Source organism: Kribbella sp. NBC_00889 (genome assembly GCF_045207705.1).
GTDB lineage: Bacteria > Actinomycetota > Actinomycetes > Propionibacteriales > Kribbellaceae > Kribbella.
In genome coordinates this window covers 5,823,905-5,840,739 of sequence record NZ_CP108783.1, presented here as the reverse complement: position 1 = coordinate 5,840,739, position 16,835 = coordinate 5,823,905, and the positions used below count along the sequence as shown (strand labels likewise).

18 protein-coding genes are annotated in these 16,835 nt (G+C 68.1%); 10 read left to right on the top strand and 8 right to left on the bottom strand.

Features of this window, described 5'->3' with window-relative positions:
* Window positions 1-77: 77 nt before the first annotated feature.
* The 9 genes from OG817_RS28480 to OG817_RS28440 all read left to right on the top strand — a co-directional run bounded on the left by OG817_RS28480 (window position 78) and on the right by OG817_RS28440 (window position 9,577).
* On the top strand, window positions 78-995 hold the full coding sequence (locus OG817_RS28480; RefSeq protein WP_406047654.1) for a DNA polymerase beta superfamily protein: 918 nt from the start codon (window positions 78-80) through the stop codon (window positions 993-995).
* Window positions 985-1,230, top strand: coding sequence for a DNA polymerase beta superfamily protein (locus OG817_RS28475; RefSeq protein WP_406047653.1), 246 nt, complete (start codon window positions 985-987; stop codon window positions 1,228-1,230). Before OG817_RS28480 ends, OG817_RS28475 begins: the two co-directional genes overlap by 11 nt.
* Before the next feature lie 331 nt (window positions 1,231-1,561).
* Window positions 1,562-3,685 carry an alpha-galactosidase gene (locus tag OG817_RS28470; protein WP_406047652.1) on the top strand — a complete coding sequence of 708 codons (2,124 nt, stop codon included), beginning with the start codon at window positions 1,562-1,564 and terminating at the stop codon, window positions 3,683-3,685.
* Window positions 3,686-3,721: 36 nt separating this feature from the next.
* The gene (locus OG817_RS28465) at window positions 3,722-4,666 is read left to right on the top strand and encodes a carbohydrate ABC transporter permease (protein ID WP_396395528.1); all 945 of its coding nucleotides are present in this window, start codon (window positions 3,722-3,724) and stop codon (window positions 4,664-4,666) included.
* On the top strand, window positions 4,663-5,544 hold the full coding sequence (locus tag OG817_RS28460; RefSeq protein WP_396395527.1) for a carbohydrate ABC transporter permease: 882 nt from the start codon (window positions 4,663-4,665) through the stop codon (window positions 5,542-5,544). Before OG817_RS28465 ends, OG817_RS28460 begins: the two co-directional genes overlap by 4 nt.
* Window positions 5,545-5,554: 10 nt before the next feature.
* Window positions 5,555-6,910, top strand: coding sequence for an ABC transporter substrate-binding protein (locus OG817_RS28455; RefSeq protein ID WP_406047651.1), 1,356 nt, complete (start codon window positions 5,555-5,557; stop codon window positions 6,908-6,910).
* 249 nt (window positions 6,911-7,159) lie between these two features.
* A complete protein-coding gene (locus OG817_RS28450) occupies window positions 7,160-7,714 on the top strand; it encodes a DUF1707 domain-containing protein (protein ID WP_406047650.1) in 555 nt (184 codons plus the stop codon).
* Window positions 7,711-8,124 carry a hypothetical protein gene (locus OG817_RS28445; protein ID WP_406047649.1) on the top strand — a complete coding sequence of 138 codons (414 nt, stop codon included), beginning with the start codon at window positions 7,711-7,713 and terminating at the stop codon, window positions 8,122-8,124. The genes OG817_RS28450 and OG817_RS28445 overlap by 4 nt, the downstream gene beginning before the upstream one ends.
* On the top strand, window positions 8,117-9,577 hold the full coding sequence (locus tag OG817_RS28440) for a multicopper oxidase family protein (RefSeq protein ID WP_406047648.1): 1,461 nt from the start codon (window positions 8,117-8,119) through the stop codon (window positions 9,575-9,577). The genes OG817_RS28445 and OG817_RS28440 overlap by 8 nt, the downstream gene beginning before the upstream one ends.
* On the opposite strand, the gene OG817_RS28435 is transcribed toward OG817_RS28440, so the two are convergent.
* The 7 genes from OG817_RS28435 to OG817_RS28405 all read right to left on the bottom strand — a co-directional run bounded on the left by OG817_RS28435 (window position 9,557) and on the right by OG817_RS28405 (window position 14,980).
* The gene (locus tag OG817_RS28435) at window positions 9,557-9,778 is read right to left on the bottom strand and encodes a hypothetical protein (RefSeq protein WP_396395522.1); all 222 of its coding nucleotides are present in this window, start codon (window positions 9,776-9,778) and stop codon (window positions 9,557-9,559) included. The two genes, OG817_RS28440 and OG817_RS28435, sit on opposite strands and share 21 nt — an antisense overlap.
* A gap of 83 nt (window positions 9,779-9,861) precedes the next feature.
* Window positions 9,862-10,959, bottom strand: coding sequence for a sulfite oxidase (locus OG817_RS28430; protein WP_406047647.1), 1,098 nt, complete (start codon window positions 10,957-10,959; stop codon window positions 9,862-9,864).
* A 42-nt stretch (window positions 10,960-11,001) separates the two neighbouring features.
* Complete coding sequence (locus OG817_RS28425) at window positions 11,002-11,610, bottom strand: response regulator transcription factor (RefSeq protein WP_393387339.1); 609 nt, start codon at window positions 11,608-11,610, stop codon at window positions 11,002-11,004.
* Window positions 11,607-12,743, bottom strand: a complete 1,137-nt coding sequence (locus OG817_RS28420; RefSeq protein ID WP_406047646.1) for a sensor histidine kinase — start codon at window positions 12,741-12,743, stop codon at window positions 11,607-11,609. The genes OG817_RS28425 and OG817_RS28420 overlap by 4 nt, the downstream gene beginning before the upstream one ends.
* A gap of 37 nt (window positions 12,744-12,780) precedes the next feature.
* Window positions 12,781-13,515: an ABC transporter permease gene (locus OG817_RS28415; RefSeq protein WP_393387345.1), complete on the bottom strand. Its 735-nt coding sequence runs from the start codon at window positions 13,513-13,515 to the stop codon at window positions 12,781-12,783.
* Window positions 13,512-14,411, bottom strand: a complete 900-nt coding sequence (locus tag OG817_RS28410; RefSeq protein WP_406047645.1) for an ABC transporter ATP-binding protein — start codon at window positions 14,409-14,411, stop codon at window positions 13,512-13,514. Before OG817_RS28410 ends, OG817_RS28415 begins: the two co-directional genes overlap by 4 nt.
* 80 nt (window positions 14,412-14,491) lie before the next feature.
* Window positions 14,492-14,980 carry an HIT family protein gene (locus OG817_RS28405; protein WP_406047644.1) on the bottom strand — a complete coding sequence of 163 codons (489 nt, stop codon included), beginning with the start codon at window positions 14,978-14,980 and terminating at the stop codon, window positions 14,492-14,494.
* Between the two features lie 59 nt (window positions 14,981-15,039).
* Between OG817_RS28405 and OG817_RS28400 the strand changes: the two genes are divergently transcribed.
* Window positions 15,040-15,951: an aminoglycoside phosphotransferase family protein gene (locus OG817_RS28400; protein ID WP_406047643.1), complete on the top strand. Its 912-nt coding sequence runs from the start codon at window positions 15,040-15,042 to the stop codon at window positions 15,949-15,951.
* On the opposite strand, the gene OG817_RS28395 is transcribed toward OG817_RS28400, so the two are convergent.
* Entirely contained in the window at window positions 15,911-16,615 is a 705-nt protein-coding gene (locus OG817_RS28395; protein WP_406047642.1) for a maleylpyruvate isomerase N-terminal domain-containing protein, read from the bottom strand. The two genes, OG817_RS28400 and OG817_RS28395, sit on opposite strands and share 41 nt — an antisense overlap.
* Between the last annotated feature and the right edge of the window lie 220 nt (window positions 16,616-16,835).

Genomic DNA, 16,835 nt, shown 5'->3' with positions numbered 1-16,835 from the left:
CCTTGACAGAAAAATTTGTCAATAGGGCTGGTGGCCTGGGCGTTCGGGTGATCTGGTGGTGGGAGAGCATGGGCGCCATGTCAGTCCAGGGGCCGCAGTTGCCGGTGGGGACGCAGGTGGTGATCCGGGTCGCGGCGCCGGACGGCCACGGCGGTACGGCGCAACGTGGGGCGACCGGCCGCGTCGCCGGCGTCACCCCGGACGGCCGCTACACCGTGCGCCTCGTCGACGGCCGGGAGACAGTCGCTCGCCGCGACCAGTTGAGCCTGCGTACGGCGTACCAGGACGAGGCGATCGAGTTGGATCAGCCTGACGGCGACCGGCTGGTGCTGGAGCACACGATCTACGCCGCGGTCGTCGGTTCGAGGGCGTTCGGGTTGCACACCGAGACGTCGGACACTGATACCCGCGGCGTTTACGTCGCGCCGACCGAGTCGTTATGGTCGCTGGCCAAGCCGCCGACGCACGTCGACGGACCCGAGGACGAGTGGTTCTCCTGGGAGGTCGAGCGGTTCTGCGAGCTCGCGCTGAAGGCCAACCCGAATCTCCTCGAGGTGCTCCATTCCCCGCTGGTTGTCCGGCAGACGCCGCTCGGGGAGGAGTTGATCGACCTCCGCCAAGCCTTCCTGTCGCAGCTCGTGTACCAGACGTACTCCGGCTACGTGCTCAGTCAGTTCAAGAAGCTGGAAGCGGACTTCCGTCGCGACGGTGCGCCGAAGTGGAAGCACGTCATGCACCTGATCCGCTTGTTGCTCGCGGCCCGCACTCTGTTGCTCGAAGCAAGACTCGTCGTTGATGTCGGCCCGGATCGAGACAGGCTGCTCGCGGTCAAGCAGGGTCAGGTGTCCTGGGACGAGGTCGAGCGGTGGCGCCTCGCCCTGCATGAGGAGCTCGACAAGGCCTTGCAGGGTACGGTTCTGCCGACCACGCCCGATGTAGCCCGCGTCGACGCTTGGCTCCGGTCAGTTCGGAAGAGGAGCCTCGGTGACGCGTGACATGCGACAGCTCGACTGCGTCGAGCTGCGGACCATCATGGGCGAACAGCCGTACCGCTTGCTCTTCGCAACGGTCTCCGGCGCACACCTGTACGGCTTCCCGTCCCGCGACTCCGACGTCGACCTCCGCGGCGTCCACGTCCTGCCGGCCACCGAGGTGGCCGGCCTGCGGACCGGTATCAACCTGATGCGGACCGGAGTCGTCCAGGCCGATCTCCGAGCCGGGACTGCATGACTTGCTGGTCCGGGCGCGCCTCAACCTCTGACCCGCGCCACCGTCTCGTGGGTTGACCCACGAGACGGTGGGTTGGCTACCCGCGTGCCGCTGGCCAACCCACCCTCTGGTGGGTCAACCCACCAGAGGCGGTGTGATCCCACCCTCTGGTGGGTCAACCCACCAGAGGCGGTGTGATCGCGCCGTCTGGTGGATCGGCGGTCTTCCTTCGTTGTAAAGAGTCCGGGCTGAGCCCTAGGGTATTTACTTAACTTCGTGAAGCATTGACATCTGGGCTGACGGGGTAAATAGTTCCGTCCTGAAATCAATCAGAAAGCAGAGTGAATCAACAGTGTCGAACATCGAGGTGCTGCAGCTTCGTGCTGCCGGAGTCAGCTTGGTGCTGGACTGCTCGGGTCCCACTCTTCCGTCCGTGCTGCACTGGGGCGCGGATCTGGGTGAGCTGAACGAGCGGGCTCTGCTGGAACTGAGGCGTGGGGCCGGGGCCGTACAGGACGGCAACGGTCTCGACGACAACCTTCCGGTCGCGATCGTCTCGGAGTACTCCGCGGGCTGGTTCGGGCTGCCGGGCCTGAGCGGCCACCGCGACGGGCAGGACTTCTCCGCGAGCTTCAGGCTGGTCAGCGTCGCGCAGACCGACAACACCGTGCAGGTCGATGCCGAGGACGCCGATGCGGCCCTCAAGCTCCGCCTGATCATCGAACTGACCGACTCCGGCCTCGTGCGGGCCAAGGCGGACCTCACCAACACCGGCGGGACGCCGTACACGGTCGACGGGCTGGTGCTTGCGCTGCCGGTTCCGACCGAGGCGACCGAGTTGCTCGACCTGACCGGCCGGCACATCGGTGAGCGCCACCCCCAGCGGCACGCATTCACGCAGGGCGCGCACATCCGCGACAACCGCCGCGGCCGCACCGGCGCTGACGCGACTCTGCTGCTGATGACCGGCACCAAACGCTTCGGCTTCCGCGATGGCGAGGTCTGGGCCGTGCACACCGCCTGGAGCGGCAACCACCGTTCGTACGCCGAGCGCGGCATGAGCGGGTACGCCGTGATCGGCGGAGGTGAACTGCTGCTCCCCGGTGAGGGACGCGTGCAACCGCAGGGCACCTACAGCACGCCATGGCTCTACGGCTCGTACGGCGTCGGCCTCGACCAGGTGTCGACCCGCTTCCACGAGCACCTGCGGTCCCGGTCGATCCACCCGCGGACCGAGCGTCCCGTCGTACTGAACACCTGGGAGGCCGTTTACTTCGACCTCGACCTGGACAAGCTGAAGGCGCTCGCCGACGCGGCCGCCGAGGTCGGGGCGGAGCGGTTCGTGCTGGACGACGGGTGGTTCCGCGGCCGCCGCGACGACCACGCCGGTCTCGGCGACTGGTACGTCGACGAAGGGATCTGGCCGAAGGGACTGCACCCGCTGGTCGACCACGTGAAGGGTCTCGGCCTGCAGTTCGGCCTCTGGGTCGAGCCGGAGATGGTGAACCCGGACTCGGACCTGGCCCGCGAGCACCCGGACTGGATCCTTGCCACCGGCCACCGGATGCCACCGACCGCGCGTCATCAGCAGGGCCTGAACCTCGGCGTACCGGCGGCGTACGACTACATCCTCGAGCGGCTCGACTCGCTGCTCACCGAGTACGACATCGCCTATCTGAAGTGGGACCACAACCGCGACTTCGTTGACGGAGGCAACCAGCTGACCGGGACGGCCGGCATCCACGAGCAGACGCTCGCGCTGTACCGGCTGATCGACGAGCTCAAGCGCCGGCACCCGGGCCTCGAGATCGAGTCCTGCTCGTCCGGTGGTGCCCGGGTCGACCTCGGCATCCTGGAGCGCACCGACCGCGTCTGGGGCAGCGACAGCAACGACGCGCTGGAGCGGCAGACGATCCAGCGGTACACGGAACTGCTGCTGCCGCCGGAGCTGATCGGCTGCCACGTCGGCCCGCCGCGGGCGCACACCACCGGCCGCACGCAGACGTTGTCGTTCCGGGCGATCACCGCACTGTTCGGCCACTTCGGCATCGAGTGGGACATCGCGTCCGCCTCGCCGGAGGAGCGTCAGGAACTGGCCGGCTGGGTCGCCTTGCACAAGGAGCTGCGGCCGCTGCTGCACACCGGCAAGGTGGTCCGCGCCGACCGCGGTCCGGACGACTTCCTGCTGCACGGCGTGGTCGCGCAGGACGGTTCGCGCGCCGTGTACGCCGCCGTACAGCTGACGCAATCTGTCACCTCGGCCGTCGGCCGGGTCCGGCTGCCCGGCCTCGACCCGCAGCGGACCTACCGGGTGCGCAAGACCGTGACACCCGGGCCCGAGTCGCGCGCGGCGGCCTGGTCGGCCGACGGTGGACAGGTAGAGCTGAACGGCGCAGCGCTGGCGGCGGTCGGCGTACACCTCCCAGCGCAGTGGCCCGAGAACGCGATCTTGCTGGATGTGACTGCGATCGACTGACCCCCCAGTCGATCGCCGACTGAAAAGGAGATCCCCGTGACCGTGACAACCAAGGCTCCACCTGACAGACAGCACAGTCGCGGGGATACCCAGGCGCCGCCTGCCCGGCGGCGAAGCCTGGGGGACCTGAAGGTCGCGATGATCTTCCTGGCCCCGGCCACCCTGGGCTTCGTCGTGTTCTACATCTGGCCGACCCTGCGCGGTGCGTACCTGAGCTTCACCGAGTACAGCCTGCTGTCCGCGCCGCAGTTCAACGGGCTGGACAACTACCGGCGGATGATCCACGACAGCTTCTTCTGGAACGCGCTCGTGGTCACCGTCGAGTACGTCGTGATCAACATCGGCGTCCAGACCGTCCTGGCGGTCGGCATCGCGATGCTGATGTACCGGCTGACGAAGTCGATCACGGTCCGTGCGGCGATTCTGCTGCCGTACCTGGTCGCGAACGTGGTCGTCGCACTGGTCTGGTACTGGATGCTCGACTTCCAGGTCGGCATCGTGAACCAGGGTCTGACCTGGATCGGGATCGACCCGGTCGCGTTCTTCGGCGACTCGCACTGGGCGATCCCGACCGTCGCCGGCATCAACGTGTGGCGGCACATGGGCTACACCGCGCTGCTGGTGTTCGCCGGGCTGCAGACGATCCCGTCGTACGTCTACGAGGCGGCCGAGGTGGACGGCGCGGGCGAGTGGAAGACGTTCTGGCGGATCACGCTGCCGCTGCTGCGGCCCGTTCTGGTGATGGTCCTGGTGGTCACCATGATCGGGTCGTTCCAGATCTTCGACACCGTCGCGGTGACCACGCAGGGCGGTCCGATCAACGCGACCCGGGTCATCTACTACTACATCTACGAGCGGGCGTTCACCCGGTTCGACTTCGGGTACGCCTCGGCGATGGCGCTGGTGCTGTTCGCCATCCTCGCGGTGGTCTCGTTGCTGCAGCTTCGGTTGCTCCGGGCAAGGGAGAGTGACCTCGCATGAGAAAGCCACTGAATCCGGGCCGGATCGTCGCGTGGGTCTGCCTGGCCGTGCTGCTGATCCTGACGATCTTCCCGTTCTACTGGATGTTGCGTACGGCGTTGTCCAACAACACCCAGCTCGCCGGTCACCCGAACTCGCTGCTCCCGGTGGAGACCACCCTGGGTGCGTTCAAGCGGGTGCTCGGGCTGTCGACCATCGAGGAAGCCCAAGCGCAGGGCGGTTCGGGTGCCTCGGTCAACTTCTGGCTGTACCTGCGCAACTCGTTGGTCGTGGCAACGGTCACGACCACGTGCCAGGTGTTCTTCAGCGCGATGGCGGCGTACGCGTTCGCCCGGCTGCGCTGGCCCGGGCGGGACAAGGTGTTCGCGCTGTTCCTGGCCGCGCTGATGGTGCCGCCGATCTTCACCACGCTGCCGAACTTCGTGCTGATCAAGAACCTCGGGCTGCTGAACAGCTTCGCCGGCATCATCCTGCCGGGAGCGTTCATGACGCCGTTCGCGATCTTCTTCCTGCGCCAGTTCTTCCTCGGCATCAGCCGCGAACTGGAGGAGGCGGCGATGATCGACGGCGCCGGGCACCGCAAGATCTTCTTCGGGATGATCATCCCGATGAGTGCGGCGCCGATCGCGACGCTGGCGATCCTGACCTACATCAACTCCTGGAACGACTACTTCTGGCCGTTGCTGGTGGGTCAGCAGGAGAACGTCCGCGTGCTCACGGTCGCGCTCGGCGTGTTCCGGTCGCAGACTCCGCAGGGTGGACCGGACTGGGCCGGGCTGATGGCGGCGACGCTGGTCGCGGCGCTGCCGATGATCGTGCTGTTCCTGGCATTCGCCAAGCGGATCACCAACTCCATCGGTTTCTCCGGGATCAAGTGAGGAGGCGGCCATGACATTGACCAGACGCACCCTGCTGAAGGCGGGGCTGGCCGGGCTCGCCGCGTCGGCGGTGGCCGGCTGCAACAACGGTGCCGCGTCGCGCGGCGAGGGCGAAGTCATCTACTGGCTCTGGGACTCCGCCCAGCTGCCGATGTACACCGAGTGTGCCAAGGTGTTCCACGAGCAGAACCCGCAGTACAGCGTGAAGATCGAGCAGTACGGCTGGAACGACTACTGGTCGAAGCTGGTCACCGGGTTCATCTCCGACACCGCGCCGGACGTGTTCACCGGACACTCGTCGAAATACCCGCTGTTCGCGGACAAGGGCCAGGTGTTGCCGATCGACGATTATGTTGCGAAGGACAACATTGATCTGAGCATCTACCAGAAGGGTCTGGCCGATCGCTGGATCGGTGCCGACGGCAAGCGGTACGGACTGCCGAAGGACTTCGACACCGAGGTCTACTTCTACAACAGTGCCTTCACCGAGGCGGCCGGCATCAGCACCGAGCAGCTGAACTCGATGACCTGGAACCCACAGGACGGCGGCACCTTCGAGCAGATCGTCCGGCGGCTCACCGTGGACTCCAAGGGCCGTCGCGGCGACCAGCCGGGGTTCGACCAGGACAACGTCAAGGTCTACGGCCTCGGGTACGCCGATGCCGGCGGCGCCGACGGGCAGACGAGCTGGAGCTGGTACACCGCGATCAACGGCTGGAAGTACTCCGAGGGCGAACCGTGGGGGACGAAGTTCTTCTACGGCGACCCGAAGTTCACCGAGACGATCGGCTGGTGGCGCGGACTCATCACGAAGGGGTACATGCCGACGTACGCGCAGGCGAAGTCCGGGGTCGACGTGACCACGAGCTTCGGTGCGGGAAAGTACGGGATGACCCCGAACGGGTCATGGATGCTGGCGACGTACGCCGGGCTGAAGCAGGTGAAGACCAAGCTGGCCCGGCTGCCGATCGGCCCGATCGGGAAGCGGATGTCGATGATGAACGGGCTGGCGGACACCATCTGGGCCGGGACGACCCGGCGGGAGGCATCCTGGGCCTGGGTGAAGTTCCTCGGCTCGCAAACCGCACAGGACATCGTCGCCAAGGCCGGCGTGGTGTTCCCCGCGGTATCGGCCAGCCTGCCCGCGGCCAAGGCGGCGTACGCCGCCGACGGCTGGGACGTGACACCGTTCCTCGAGACAGTGGAGGCCGGGGACGTCTTCCCCTACCCTGCCAACCCGAACGCCGCGGACGTCACCGCGGTCATGACCCCGGCGATGGACGCGGTGATGTCGTTCGAGGCCGAACCATCGTCTCTGGCGAAGGCGAACGACGACGTCAACCAGATCCTGTCCACCACCACCTGAGTGGTACCGAAGAACGGGTAGTAGCCGGCCGCCACCAGGCCGCCGGAGCGTGGATCGAGGCGCAACCCTGGTTCCACCCCCAACTACCACCCGTTCTTCGGTACGCCCGGGGGAGTACGTCGTACTGCGTCGGTGGGCGCAGTGTGCTCCCCCGGGGGTAGGTGAGGTGCCGCCGCTGAGGCGATGCGGTGACAGGGGATTGAAAGACACGCTTGGTGCAATCGCAGAAGTCGAGCACCGAGGAGTGTCATGAACGACGAGAGGCCGGGCGGACCGATCCGTATCGGCGACACCGAACGCGAGGACGCGGTCAGGCGTCTGGGCGAGCACTACGAAGCCGGCCGGCTCAGCGCGGAGGAGCACGCCGAGCGCGTCGGCCAGGCACTGGAAGCGAAGACCGACCGGGAGTTGGCCGCGCTGTTCGCGGATCTGCCGGATGACCACCGGGCCGGCGAGAGCGCGAACGAGGGCTGGACCGGCCCGTGGGGCTGGCAGCGACCGCCGTGGACCTCGCCGGAGAACGCCGCCGGCGCGACTGGGCCGGGTGGACGCGGGGCTGGCGGTCAAGGCAAGGGACAAGGCAAGGGCGGACGGGGCAAGGGCGGACGCGGGCGGCCGGAGTGGGCTGCTCGGGGATCATTGGGCAAGATCCCGCTGCCGGTGTTGATCGCGCTCGGCGTGCTCGGGCTGATCGCGTCGATCGGGTGCACCGTGGGCGGCGGGCGTCCGCCGATCCTGTTGTTCGGGCTGATCGTGGCTGCGGTGATCGTGATCCGTAAGCGCCGGCAGGAGCGTCGCGCATGAGGGCGACGTACCGAACCTTCGCTCTGCTGATCGCGATCGCGGTGGTGCTGCAGGTGGCAGCGATCGCGCTGGCCGGGTTCACCATCGCCAAGGACGCCGACGACGGAACGACCATCGGGGCGGACTACAGCAACTTCGGGCAGAGCTACCACAGCATCGCCGGTACGGCGATCGGTCTGCTCGCGCTGATCTTCCTGATCGTGTCGTTCCTGACCGACGTCCCGCGCGGCCGGACCCTGGCCGGGATCGTGGTCGGCATGGTCGCACTGCAGTTCGTCCTCGCGGTGGTGTCCTTCGGGCTGCCGGCGCTCGGCGTCCTCCACGGCATCAACGGTCTGGCGATTGCCGGTGTGGCGGGTGCTGCCGCGCGACGGGCGGCCGTACCCAGGCAAACTGTGACCAGTGGCTGAGCCGAAACCGCGCCGCTTGCGGGGCCGGCTGATCGCTCTGGGGATCGCCCTGGCGGTACTCGTACCGCTGGGGTATCTCTGGGCGACCAGCCTGGTCCCCGGCGACTATTCGCCGACCGAGATGGGGTACGCCGACTTCGGCGGCGGACCGGAGTCCGGCGGGCACGAGCACCACCACGGCATGAACGTCGCCGACCTCACCGGCCCGCAGGCCGGTACGCCGGATGTCGCGGTCACGCTCACGGCGCGGAAGCAGAAGTTCCAGCTCGCGAGCGGTGAGACGGTGGACGGGTACACCCTCAACGGGACTTCGCCGGGTCCGCTGATCCGGGCGAAGGTCGGCGACCTGGTCCAGGTCACGCTGGTCAACGAATCCGTCAAGGACGGCGCCACTCTGCACTGGCACGGGATCGACGTACCCAACGCGGAAGACGGTGTCGCCGGGGTGACGCAGGACGCCGTACCGGTCGGTGGGAAGTACGTGTACCGCTTCCGCGCCGAGCAGGCCGGGACGTATTGGTACCACTCGCACCAGGTCTCTGCCGACGAGGTGAAGGGCGGCCTCTTCGGCACGATCGTGATCGCGCCCAAGGAACCCGGTGAGGTCCTGGCCGCGATCCACACGTACGACGGGAAGCGGACGATCAACGGGCGGACGGGTTCGCAACACGTCGACCTGCCGGCCGGTACGACGGCCCGGGTGCGGGTGGTGAACACGGACAACTCCATCCTGCGCGTCGGTCTGATCGGTACGCCGTACAAGGTGGTCGCCGTGGACGGTCGTGACGTCCACGGTGCGACGGCGGTGACCGCGGCGTACCCGCTGGCGGCCGGAGCTCGCGTCGACCTCGAGGCGGTGGTGCCGGCGGGTGGGATGCGGCTGGTGGCAGGCGCGGCCAACGTGTCGGTCGGGATCGGTCCGGCAGGCGCCGAGCCGCCGTCGGCCGAGCTGCCGGGGGAGACGGTCGATCTGCTGAAGTACGGTACGCCGGCCGCCCTCGGGTTCGACCCAGGGAAGGCCGACCGGAACTTCGAGTACCGGATCGGGCGTCGGCCCGGGTTCCTCGACGGCGTGCCGGGGCTGTGGTGGACGATCAACGGGCACAAGTACCCCGACGTACCGATGTACATGGTTGCCGAGGGCGACGTTGTACGAATGAAGATCTCCAACAGCAGCGGCCAGGCGCATCCGATGCACCTGCACGGTCATCACGCCGTCGTGCTGTCCCGCAACGGTGTCGCGGCCACCGGCTCACCGTGGTGGATCGACACCCTCGAGGTCGGGAACGACGAGACCTACGAGATCGCCTTCGTCGCCGACAATCCTGGTGTCTGGATGGATCACTGCCACAACCTCCCGCACGCCTCCCAGGGCTTGATGACGCACCTCATGTACGAGGGCGTCACCACGCCGTACCGCATCGGCGGGAAGTCAGCCAACAAGCCCGAGTGACTGCTCGGAGTGCTGAGCCAGATGCATCGCCGCGATCCGCGCACAGGCTGCGTCGATCGCGGCGCGCTGGGAGTCGTAGGAGCCGTACCAGAGCGGGTTGTCCGGCTGCGGGTCCAGTTCGTCCTCGATATCGGCGTACCACTCGCTCGCAGTGCGAAACACCCGCGCGTGCAAGTGGATCTCCGTGCCCAGCTCGTTCACCGCACCACTCCCTGGAGTGAACCGTGTACGTCTCCAGCATGGAACGGGCGAACCGCGGAATCGGCCAGCGACACGCGGAGTGATCAGGTCACCAGAACGCTGATCCGCTGGGCGGAGTTGTTGGCGAAACCGCCGCGGTTCCACGGGGCTTCGATCGGTTGCTCGCGGCCGCTGGCGTCGTACGCGCGGACAGTGAGGACATGCTCGCCGGGTGTGGCCTCCCAGTCATGGGTGAAGGCCCGCCAGGCGTACTCGTCGTTGCCGGGGGCATCGAGTTTGGCAGTCTGCCAGGTGACGCCGGCGTCGGTGCTGATCTCGACCCGCTCGATCGGCGCCCAGCCGGACCAGGCCCGGCCCTCCAACGTGATGGTGCCTGCGGCAACGAAGCGGTGCCGGCTCATGAAGTCCGGGAAGCCAGGCGGGACCAGCAGCGCGCGCGGCTCGATCAGGGTCACCGGTTGGCCCGCATCGTCCTGTTCGGTGCGGAGCCGGTACGCGACCGCGTTCTGGAAGCCCTCGAACGCGTGGTCGATCAGCTCGATCGACCGCAGCCACTTGACGCTCGCCATCCCGTACCACCCGGGTACGACGAGGCGCAGCGGATAACCGTGTTGCGGCAGCAACGGCTGCCCGTTCATCTCCCAGGCGATGATCGCACCGGAGTCGATCGCCTCGGTGACGGTCAGCCCACGCTGGTAGTCCTGTTCGATCCCGCGCTCGACACCATGGTCCGCACCGGTGAAGACCACGTCCACGGCATCGGACCGAATCCCCGCAGCCCGCAGCAGATCGGACAGCAGCACCCCGGTCCACTCCGCCGTACCGACCGCCTCAGTCAGCCACGGCTGGCTGATCGGCCGCGGCTGCAACGCCGCCCGTCCGTTGCCCGCGCACTCCAACGTCACCCGGACGGTACGACGACCCATCGCGCGCAACTCGGTCAGGCCGAACGACAACGGCTGCTCGACACAGCCGCCGACGGTGAGCCGCCAGTTGGACGCGTTCGTCATCGGGATGTCGTAGTGCACCAGCACGTAGTGCAGTCCGGCCGGCGTCACGTCGTACCGCAACGCCTCCATGGGCATCCCGTGATTACGTGCCGCGAGCTGCAGCTCGTCACCGGTGATCCCCTCGCCGGTGTCCGCCAACCGCCCCCGCACACTGAATTGCTCGACTGACATGCAGATCCCTCCCCTAGCCCCAACCCTAGAGGTCTCGACCTGTTACAACCAGCCGTTGTCCAGGGCGATGCGGGCGGCCTCGGCCCGGGTCCGGGCGCCGGTCTTGCCGATGGCGGCCGAGAGGTGATTGCGGACGGTGCCCTCGGACAGGTGCAGTTCCCTGGCGATGTCCGCGACTGTGCCTCCCTCGCGGGCGGCCCGCAGTACGTCGGACTCGCGGCCGGTGAGCGGGCTCGTCCCGGCGACGAGCGTCTCCGCGGCGAGTGACGGATCGACGACGCGCAGCCCCTGGTGCACCCGTCGTACCGCGTCCGCGAGTTGCGCGGCGGGCGTGTCCTTGACGACGAAACCGGCCGCACCCGCCTCCATCGCGCGGCGCAGGTACCCCGGCCGGCCGAACGTGGTCACCATGAGCACCCGCACGCCCGGTACGGCGGTCCGCAGCGCGGCGGCGGCCTCGATACCGTCCAGCCCGGGCATCTCGACATCGAGTAGGGCGACGTCCGGCGTGGTCGCCTTCGCGGCCGCGATCACCTCGTCGCCGCGACCGACCTCAGACACCACATCCAGGTCGGGTTCGAGGTCGAGCAGCGCGGCCAGGGCTCCACGGACCAGCGCCTGGTCGTCCGCGATCAGCAGTCGGATACTCACGGGCCAACTCTGACAGCCAGCCGGAATCCGCTTCCAGGCGCCTGGCCGACCTGCACACTCGCACCGGCCTCGTCCGCTCGTTCCCGCAGCCCGACCAGGCCGTGCCCGGAAGCACCACCGCCGGGCGTCGGCCCCTTCCCGTCGTCCAGTACTTCGATCTGGTTGGCGCTGATCCGGATCGTGCAACGCCTCGCGCCGGAGTGCCGTACGACGTTCGTCACACCCTCCCGGACCACCCAGGCGAACAGCTCGCGGTTGTCCTCGGGCACCTCGTCGACGGTGGTCGGCAGGTCCGCCTTGATCTCGGCGGCCTGCAACGCGGCCCGCGCCGACACCAGTTCACCGGCGAGGCTGAGCTCCCGATACCCCGCGACGGCCGCTCGTACGTCGGCCAGCGCCGCCCGGGCCAGGCTCTCCACATCGGCCACCTCGGCCGCGGCCCGGTCCGGGTTCGCTGCGATCAGCCGGCCGGCCAGCTCAGCCTTCACGGTGATCACGGTCAGCGAGTGGCCGAGGATGTCGTGCAGGTCCCGGGCGAACCGGTTCCGCTCCTCCTGGACGGCCAGCTTGGCCATGTCCTGGCGGGTCGCGGTCAGCTCGATGCTGCGCTGGATCGCCCGTCGCATCCCGAACACGGCCAGCGCGCCGAGGAAGATCGCGAACCCGTAGCTCCCGTCGTCGGTCCAGCCCGGGACCAGTCGCATCGACAGCTCCGCGCCGCCGAGCAGCACGGCCACGAGCGGCACCGCGACCTTGACGTCGAGCGCCATCATCGCGATCGCCGCGATGTAGACCAGACAGGTGAGGGCCTTCTGGCCGGCCGTCGGGAGCATCAGGAACGTCAGCGCCAGCATCCCGGCCAGGTAGGCGAGCCGCTGCCACATCGGGATGGCGCCGGTCCCGAGGCCGACTCGGCGCAGCCAGCCGAAGAACCCGAGGTACGCGATCGCGAAGAGGATCACCGTGGCCAGGCCGAACACCCGCATCGCGCCCTGCTGGGTGGACGCGATCTCCTGGAACGGCTGAGCCAGGTAGAACAGCCAGATTCCGGCCGCCAGCCAACCCCACCGGCCCGGGCCGGAGCGGTCTCCGCGCTCGGCCAGCGATTCCAGTAGGGTTGGCGTCCGCGTCATGGTGGTCACGGTATGCCCTGGATCCGGCTCGCGCCGCTCAGGCCCGTGCGGTGTCGGCGCGGTACCGGCGCAGGCCGATGAAGCCCAGGACGACGGTCCAGCCCAGCACCACCAGCAGTGCCTGCATGTCCAGGCCGCTGTCCGTCAACGCGCTCCGGGAGCTCAGACCGGTCCAGTACGCCGGAGTCAACTGGGCGATGTGCTTCATCAGCGACGGCATCGAGTCCACCGGCAGCCACAGCCCGCCGAAGGCCGCGATCAGCATCGTGGCCAGACCGGTGATCGGCTGCACGCTGTCCGGCTTGGCGACGTACCCGATGACCAGGCCGATCGCGGCGAACGGCAGGGCACCCAGCCACGACACCAGCGCGACCGTCACCCACTGCCCGGCGTCCAGGTGCACGTGCCCGACGATCAGGCCGAACAGGAACACGACCAGCAGCGGCGGGATCGCCAGCAGCAGCGACAGGATCACCTTCGTGGTCACGTACGCCTGCGGCTTCAGCGGGGTGAGCCGCAGGGTGCGGTTCCAGCCACCGTCGCGCTCGGCCGCGATCACGCCGCCGCTGCTCATCGCGGCCGACATCGAGCCGAACATCGCCATACTCACCATCACGTAGGCGATCGCAGAGATCCCGCCCTCGTTCGCGTCGTCCGGCAGCGTCAGGCCGAAGATCATGAACAGCACCAACGGCATCAGGATCGAGAAGATCAGCACCCGCCGGTTCCGCAGGGTACGGCGGATGTCGAACATCAGGTAGTCGCGGTTCATGCCAGGGTCTCCTGCTCTGCGCTGATGGCGAGGACGGCGTCCTCGAGGTCCGCGGAGGTCACTTCGATGTCGTGGGCGGGGGTGTTGTTCAGCAGGTAGCGCAGGGTGTCGTCGGAGTCCGCGCACTGCAGCAGGACGACGTCGCCGCGGGTCTCGACGTTGCGGACACCCGGCAGCGATGCGAGCGCCGCGAGATCGGCGCCCGGGACGGTCGCGCGGATGGTCCGGCCGGAGACGCTCGCCTTGATCTGCGCCGAGGTGCCGTCGGCAACGACCTTGCCGTTGCGCATCAGCACCACGCGGTCGGCGTACGAGTCGGCCTCCTCCAGGTAGTGGGTCGCGAACAGCACGGTCCGGCCGCGTGCGGTCTCGGCGTGCATCGAGGCCCAGAAGTCGCGCCGCGACTCGACGTCCATCCCGGTCGTCGGCTCGTCCAGAACGATCAGCTCCGGCTGCGGCAGGATCGCCATCGCGAACCGCACCCGCTGCTTCTGGCCGCCTGACAGGCCTTTCATCTTCCGGTCGGTCAGGTCCGCGATGCCGGCACTCTCGAGTGCTTCCTGCACCGGCATCGGGTTCGTGTGCAGGCCCGCGACCAGGTTCAGGAGTTCGCCGACCTTGGCGTCCTCGATGATGCCGCCGCTCTGCAGCATCACCCCGACCTGGCCCTTCGTGATCGCGTCGGTCGGCGTGCCGCCGTACACCTGCACGGTGCCCTGGTCCGGCCGGACCAGCCCGAGCAGCATCTCGATCGTCGTGGACTTTCCGGCCCCGTTCGGCCCCAGCAGCGCGACCACTTCGCCGGCCCGGATGCTCAGATCCACCCCGGCGACCGCCTGCACCGCCCCGTACCTTTTGGTCACACCCGTCAGGCTGACCGCAGTCGTTGTCGTCATACCCGAAAGCTTCCGCGAGTACGCCGCTCCGCCCCTGGATCGCTCGTCACGACCCACCCATGACATCCGTCAGCCGGGCCTCAGGGTCTTTCCTCAGGGCCCTCCCTCACCCCCGCCAGATAGGCGCTGAGGCGACGTACGTAGGGCTGCCGGTCCTCGGAGGTGGCCGGGTTGGGGAGGTGGCGGGTGTTGTAGAGGTTGTCGCCGGGGTATCGCGGGAAGACGTGGACGTGGTAGTGCCAGGCGTCCTGGTAGCCGGCCGGCTCGTTGTGTTGCCTGGTGGAAACGCCTTCGCAGTCGTAGGTGTGGCGGATCGCGATGGCTGTTTCGCGGACGGCGTCGTGTACGGCGTGGCCGTCGGGCGCCGGGAGGTCGTACAGGTTCTCGTGGTGCGCGGTCGGGACGACGAGGACGTGTCCGCGGTTGTTCGGCCACCAGCGAGAGGCTACGAAGGCGAGCGCGCGGTCCGTTCGCAGTACGACGTCGTCCTGGGTGGTGAGGCTGTCTCCGCCTCCGGACGCCAGCCGGCAGAACGGGCAGTCGTAGTCGGTGGGCTCGTGGTTGAACATCCTTCGACTCCAATCGAATCAGTTGACCTGGGGGCGGGGGACTGTGAGGCTCCCGTGCCGTGTCCAAGGTTCGCAAGTTGCACGACGACGAGGTGGATATCGACGCGTCGTTGGTGGCGCGTCTACTGGCGGAGCAGTTCCCGAGCTGGGCCGGCCTTCCGATCCGGGTGGTCGAATCCTCGGGCACGGACAACGTGACGTTCCGGGTCGGTGATGATCTGGCTGTCCGCCTGCCCCGCACCGCGGGGAATCAGGGCCAGGTGGAGAAGGATCTGACCTGGATGCCGCGCCTAGCGCCCCACCTTCCACTCGCCGTACCCGAGCCGCTGGCCATCGGCGTGCCGGTTGCGGACTATCCCTTCACCTGGGGCGTGTACCGGTGGTTGGAGGGCGAGCCGTTCCGATTGGATCAGCTTGACCCCGCGGCCGCGGCGAGGGACATGGCCGAGTTCATTCACCGCCTGCAGACCGTCGACACGACCGGCGCACCCGTCCCACCGGACGATCCGTTCAGCCGGGGTACGCCGCTGGCACCGCGGGACGAACTCTTCCGTACGGCGCTGGACGAGTTGCGCAACGAGTTCGACACCGGACTCGTGCTCGCGGCGTGGGAGGCGTCGCTGGTGGCGACCTGGGACGGTACGCCGACGTGGATCCATGGAGATCTGATGCCGGGCAACGTATTGGTGGCCGATGGCAAGCTTTCGGCGGTCATCGACTTCGGGACCGCCTGGGTCGCCGACCCGGCCGGCGATCTGCTGGCCGCCTGGTACCTGTTCGACGCCGAATCACGGCAGGCCTTCCGCGACGCGATGGGGGTCGACCAGGACACCTGGGTGCGCGCCCGCGGTTGGGTCCTGTCCCTGGAGCTGATCGCGATCCCGTACTACCGAACCCGCAACCCCGATGCGGTGCGCGACGGGCAGGAGTTCATCGCGGGGCTTCTCGAGGACTTCGCCGCCGATCGCTGATCAGGCCAGGATGAGTGGCAGCCTCTCGGCCAGCTCGCCGGCGGCGGCCCGCTCGACGTCGGTCGGCGTACGCCGACCGGTCCCGATCAGCAGGACATCCGTGTCGGAGAACTCCGGTGGGAACGGTGCCTGCGCGATCTCCTCGAGCAGTGCGCGTGCTGCCCCGAGCGTCTCGGCCGGTGGCGCGGCGGCCGACGGCCGATGGGCGATGGGCGATCAGGTCGAGGTGGTGCAGCGTCCACTCGAGCACGTATGCCGACAGGTAGTCGCCAACGGTCAGCACCTGCTCCTTCGTACCGACCTGCGCGCCTCGATCAGCGAGTACGGCAGCCCGTCCCGCGGCGGACCCGAGGTCGTCCAGGTGGAACTTGAGCAGCCCTGGATCGCCGTACGCCGCGGCCAGTCGAGGGATCAGCGCGTCCAACGGATCGTCACCGGTCGGCGGTGTGCGCGAGACCTCCCAGTACGTCGCCGCGTTGCGCGTCGGCTCGGACTGGGCCGGTGTGACCAGCGTGATCAGCACATCCTGCGCGTCGATGACCAGGTGACACACGAGGTCCCGCACCAACCACCCGGCACAGCCGGATGGCATCCCGAAGTCCTCGTCCGGAGTCTCCGCAACAGCCGTACGCAACGCCATCCACGCCTGGGAGAAGGGGTCCACGGCGGCACCGTAGCTCGCTCTCAGTCCAACGGATAGATCAGGTGAGTGACTCCGATGCCCCTGAATGACCTGCGGGTCGGCGAAGCCGCGAGGGTCGTCCGTCTGGCTTTCGAGCATGCGCCTGCCCGACCGTGGAGCCGGGCCCACCCGAGCTCCAGGTCCAGCTCGGCGTGTCGCCACATATAGTTGCTCACAGCAACATCCACAAGTGTTGGGGCCT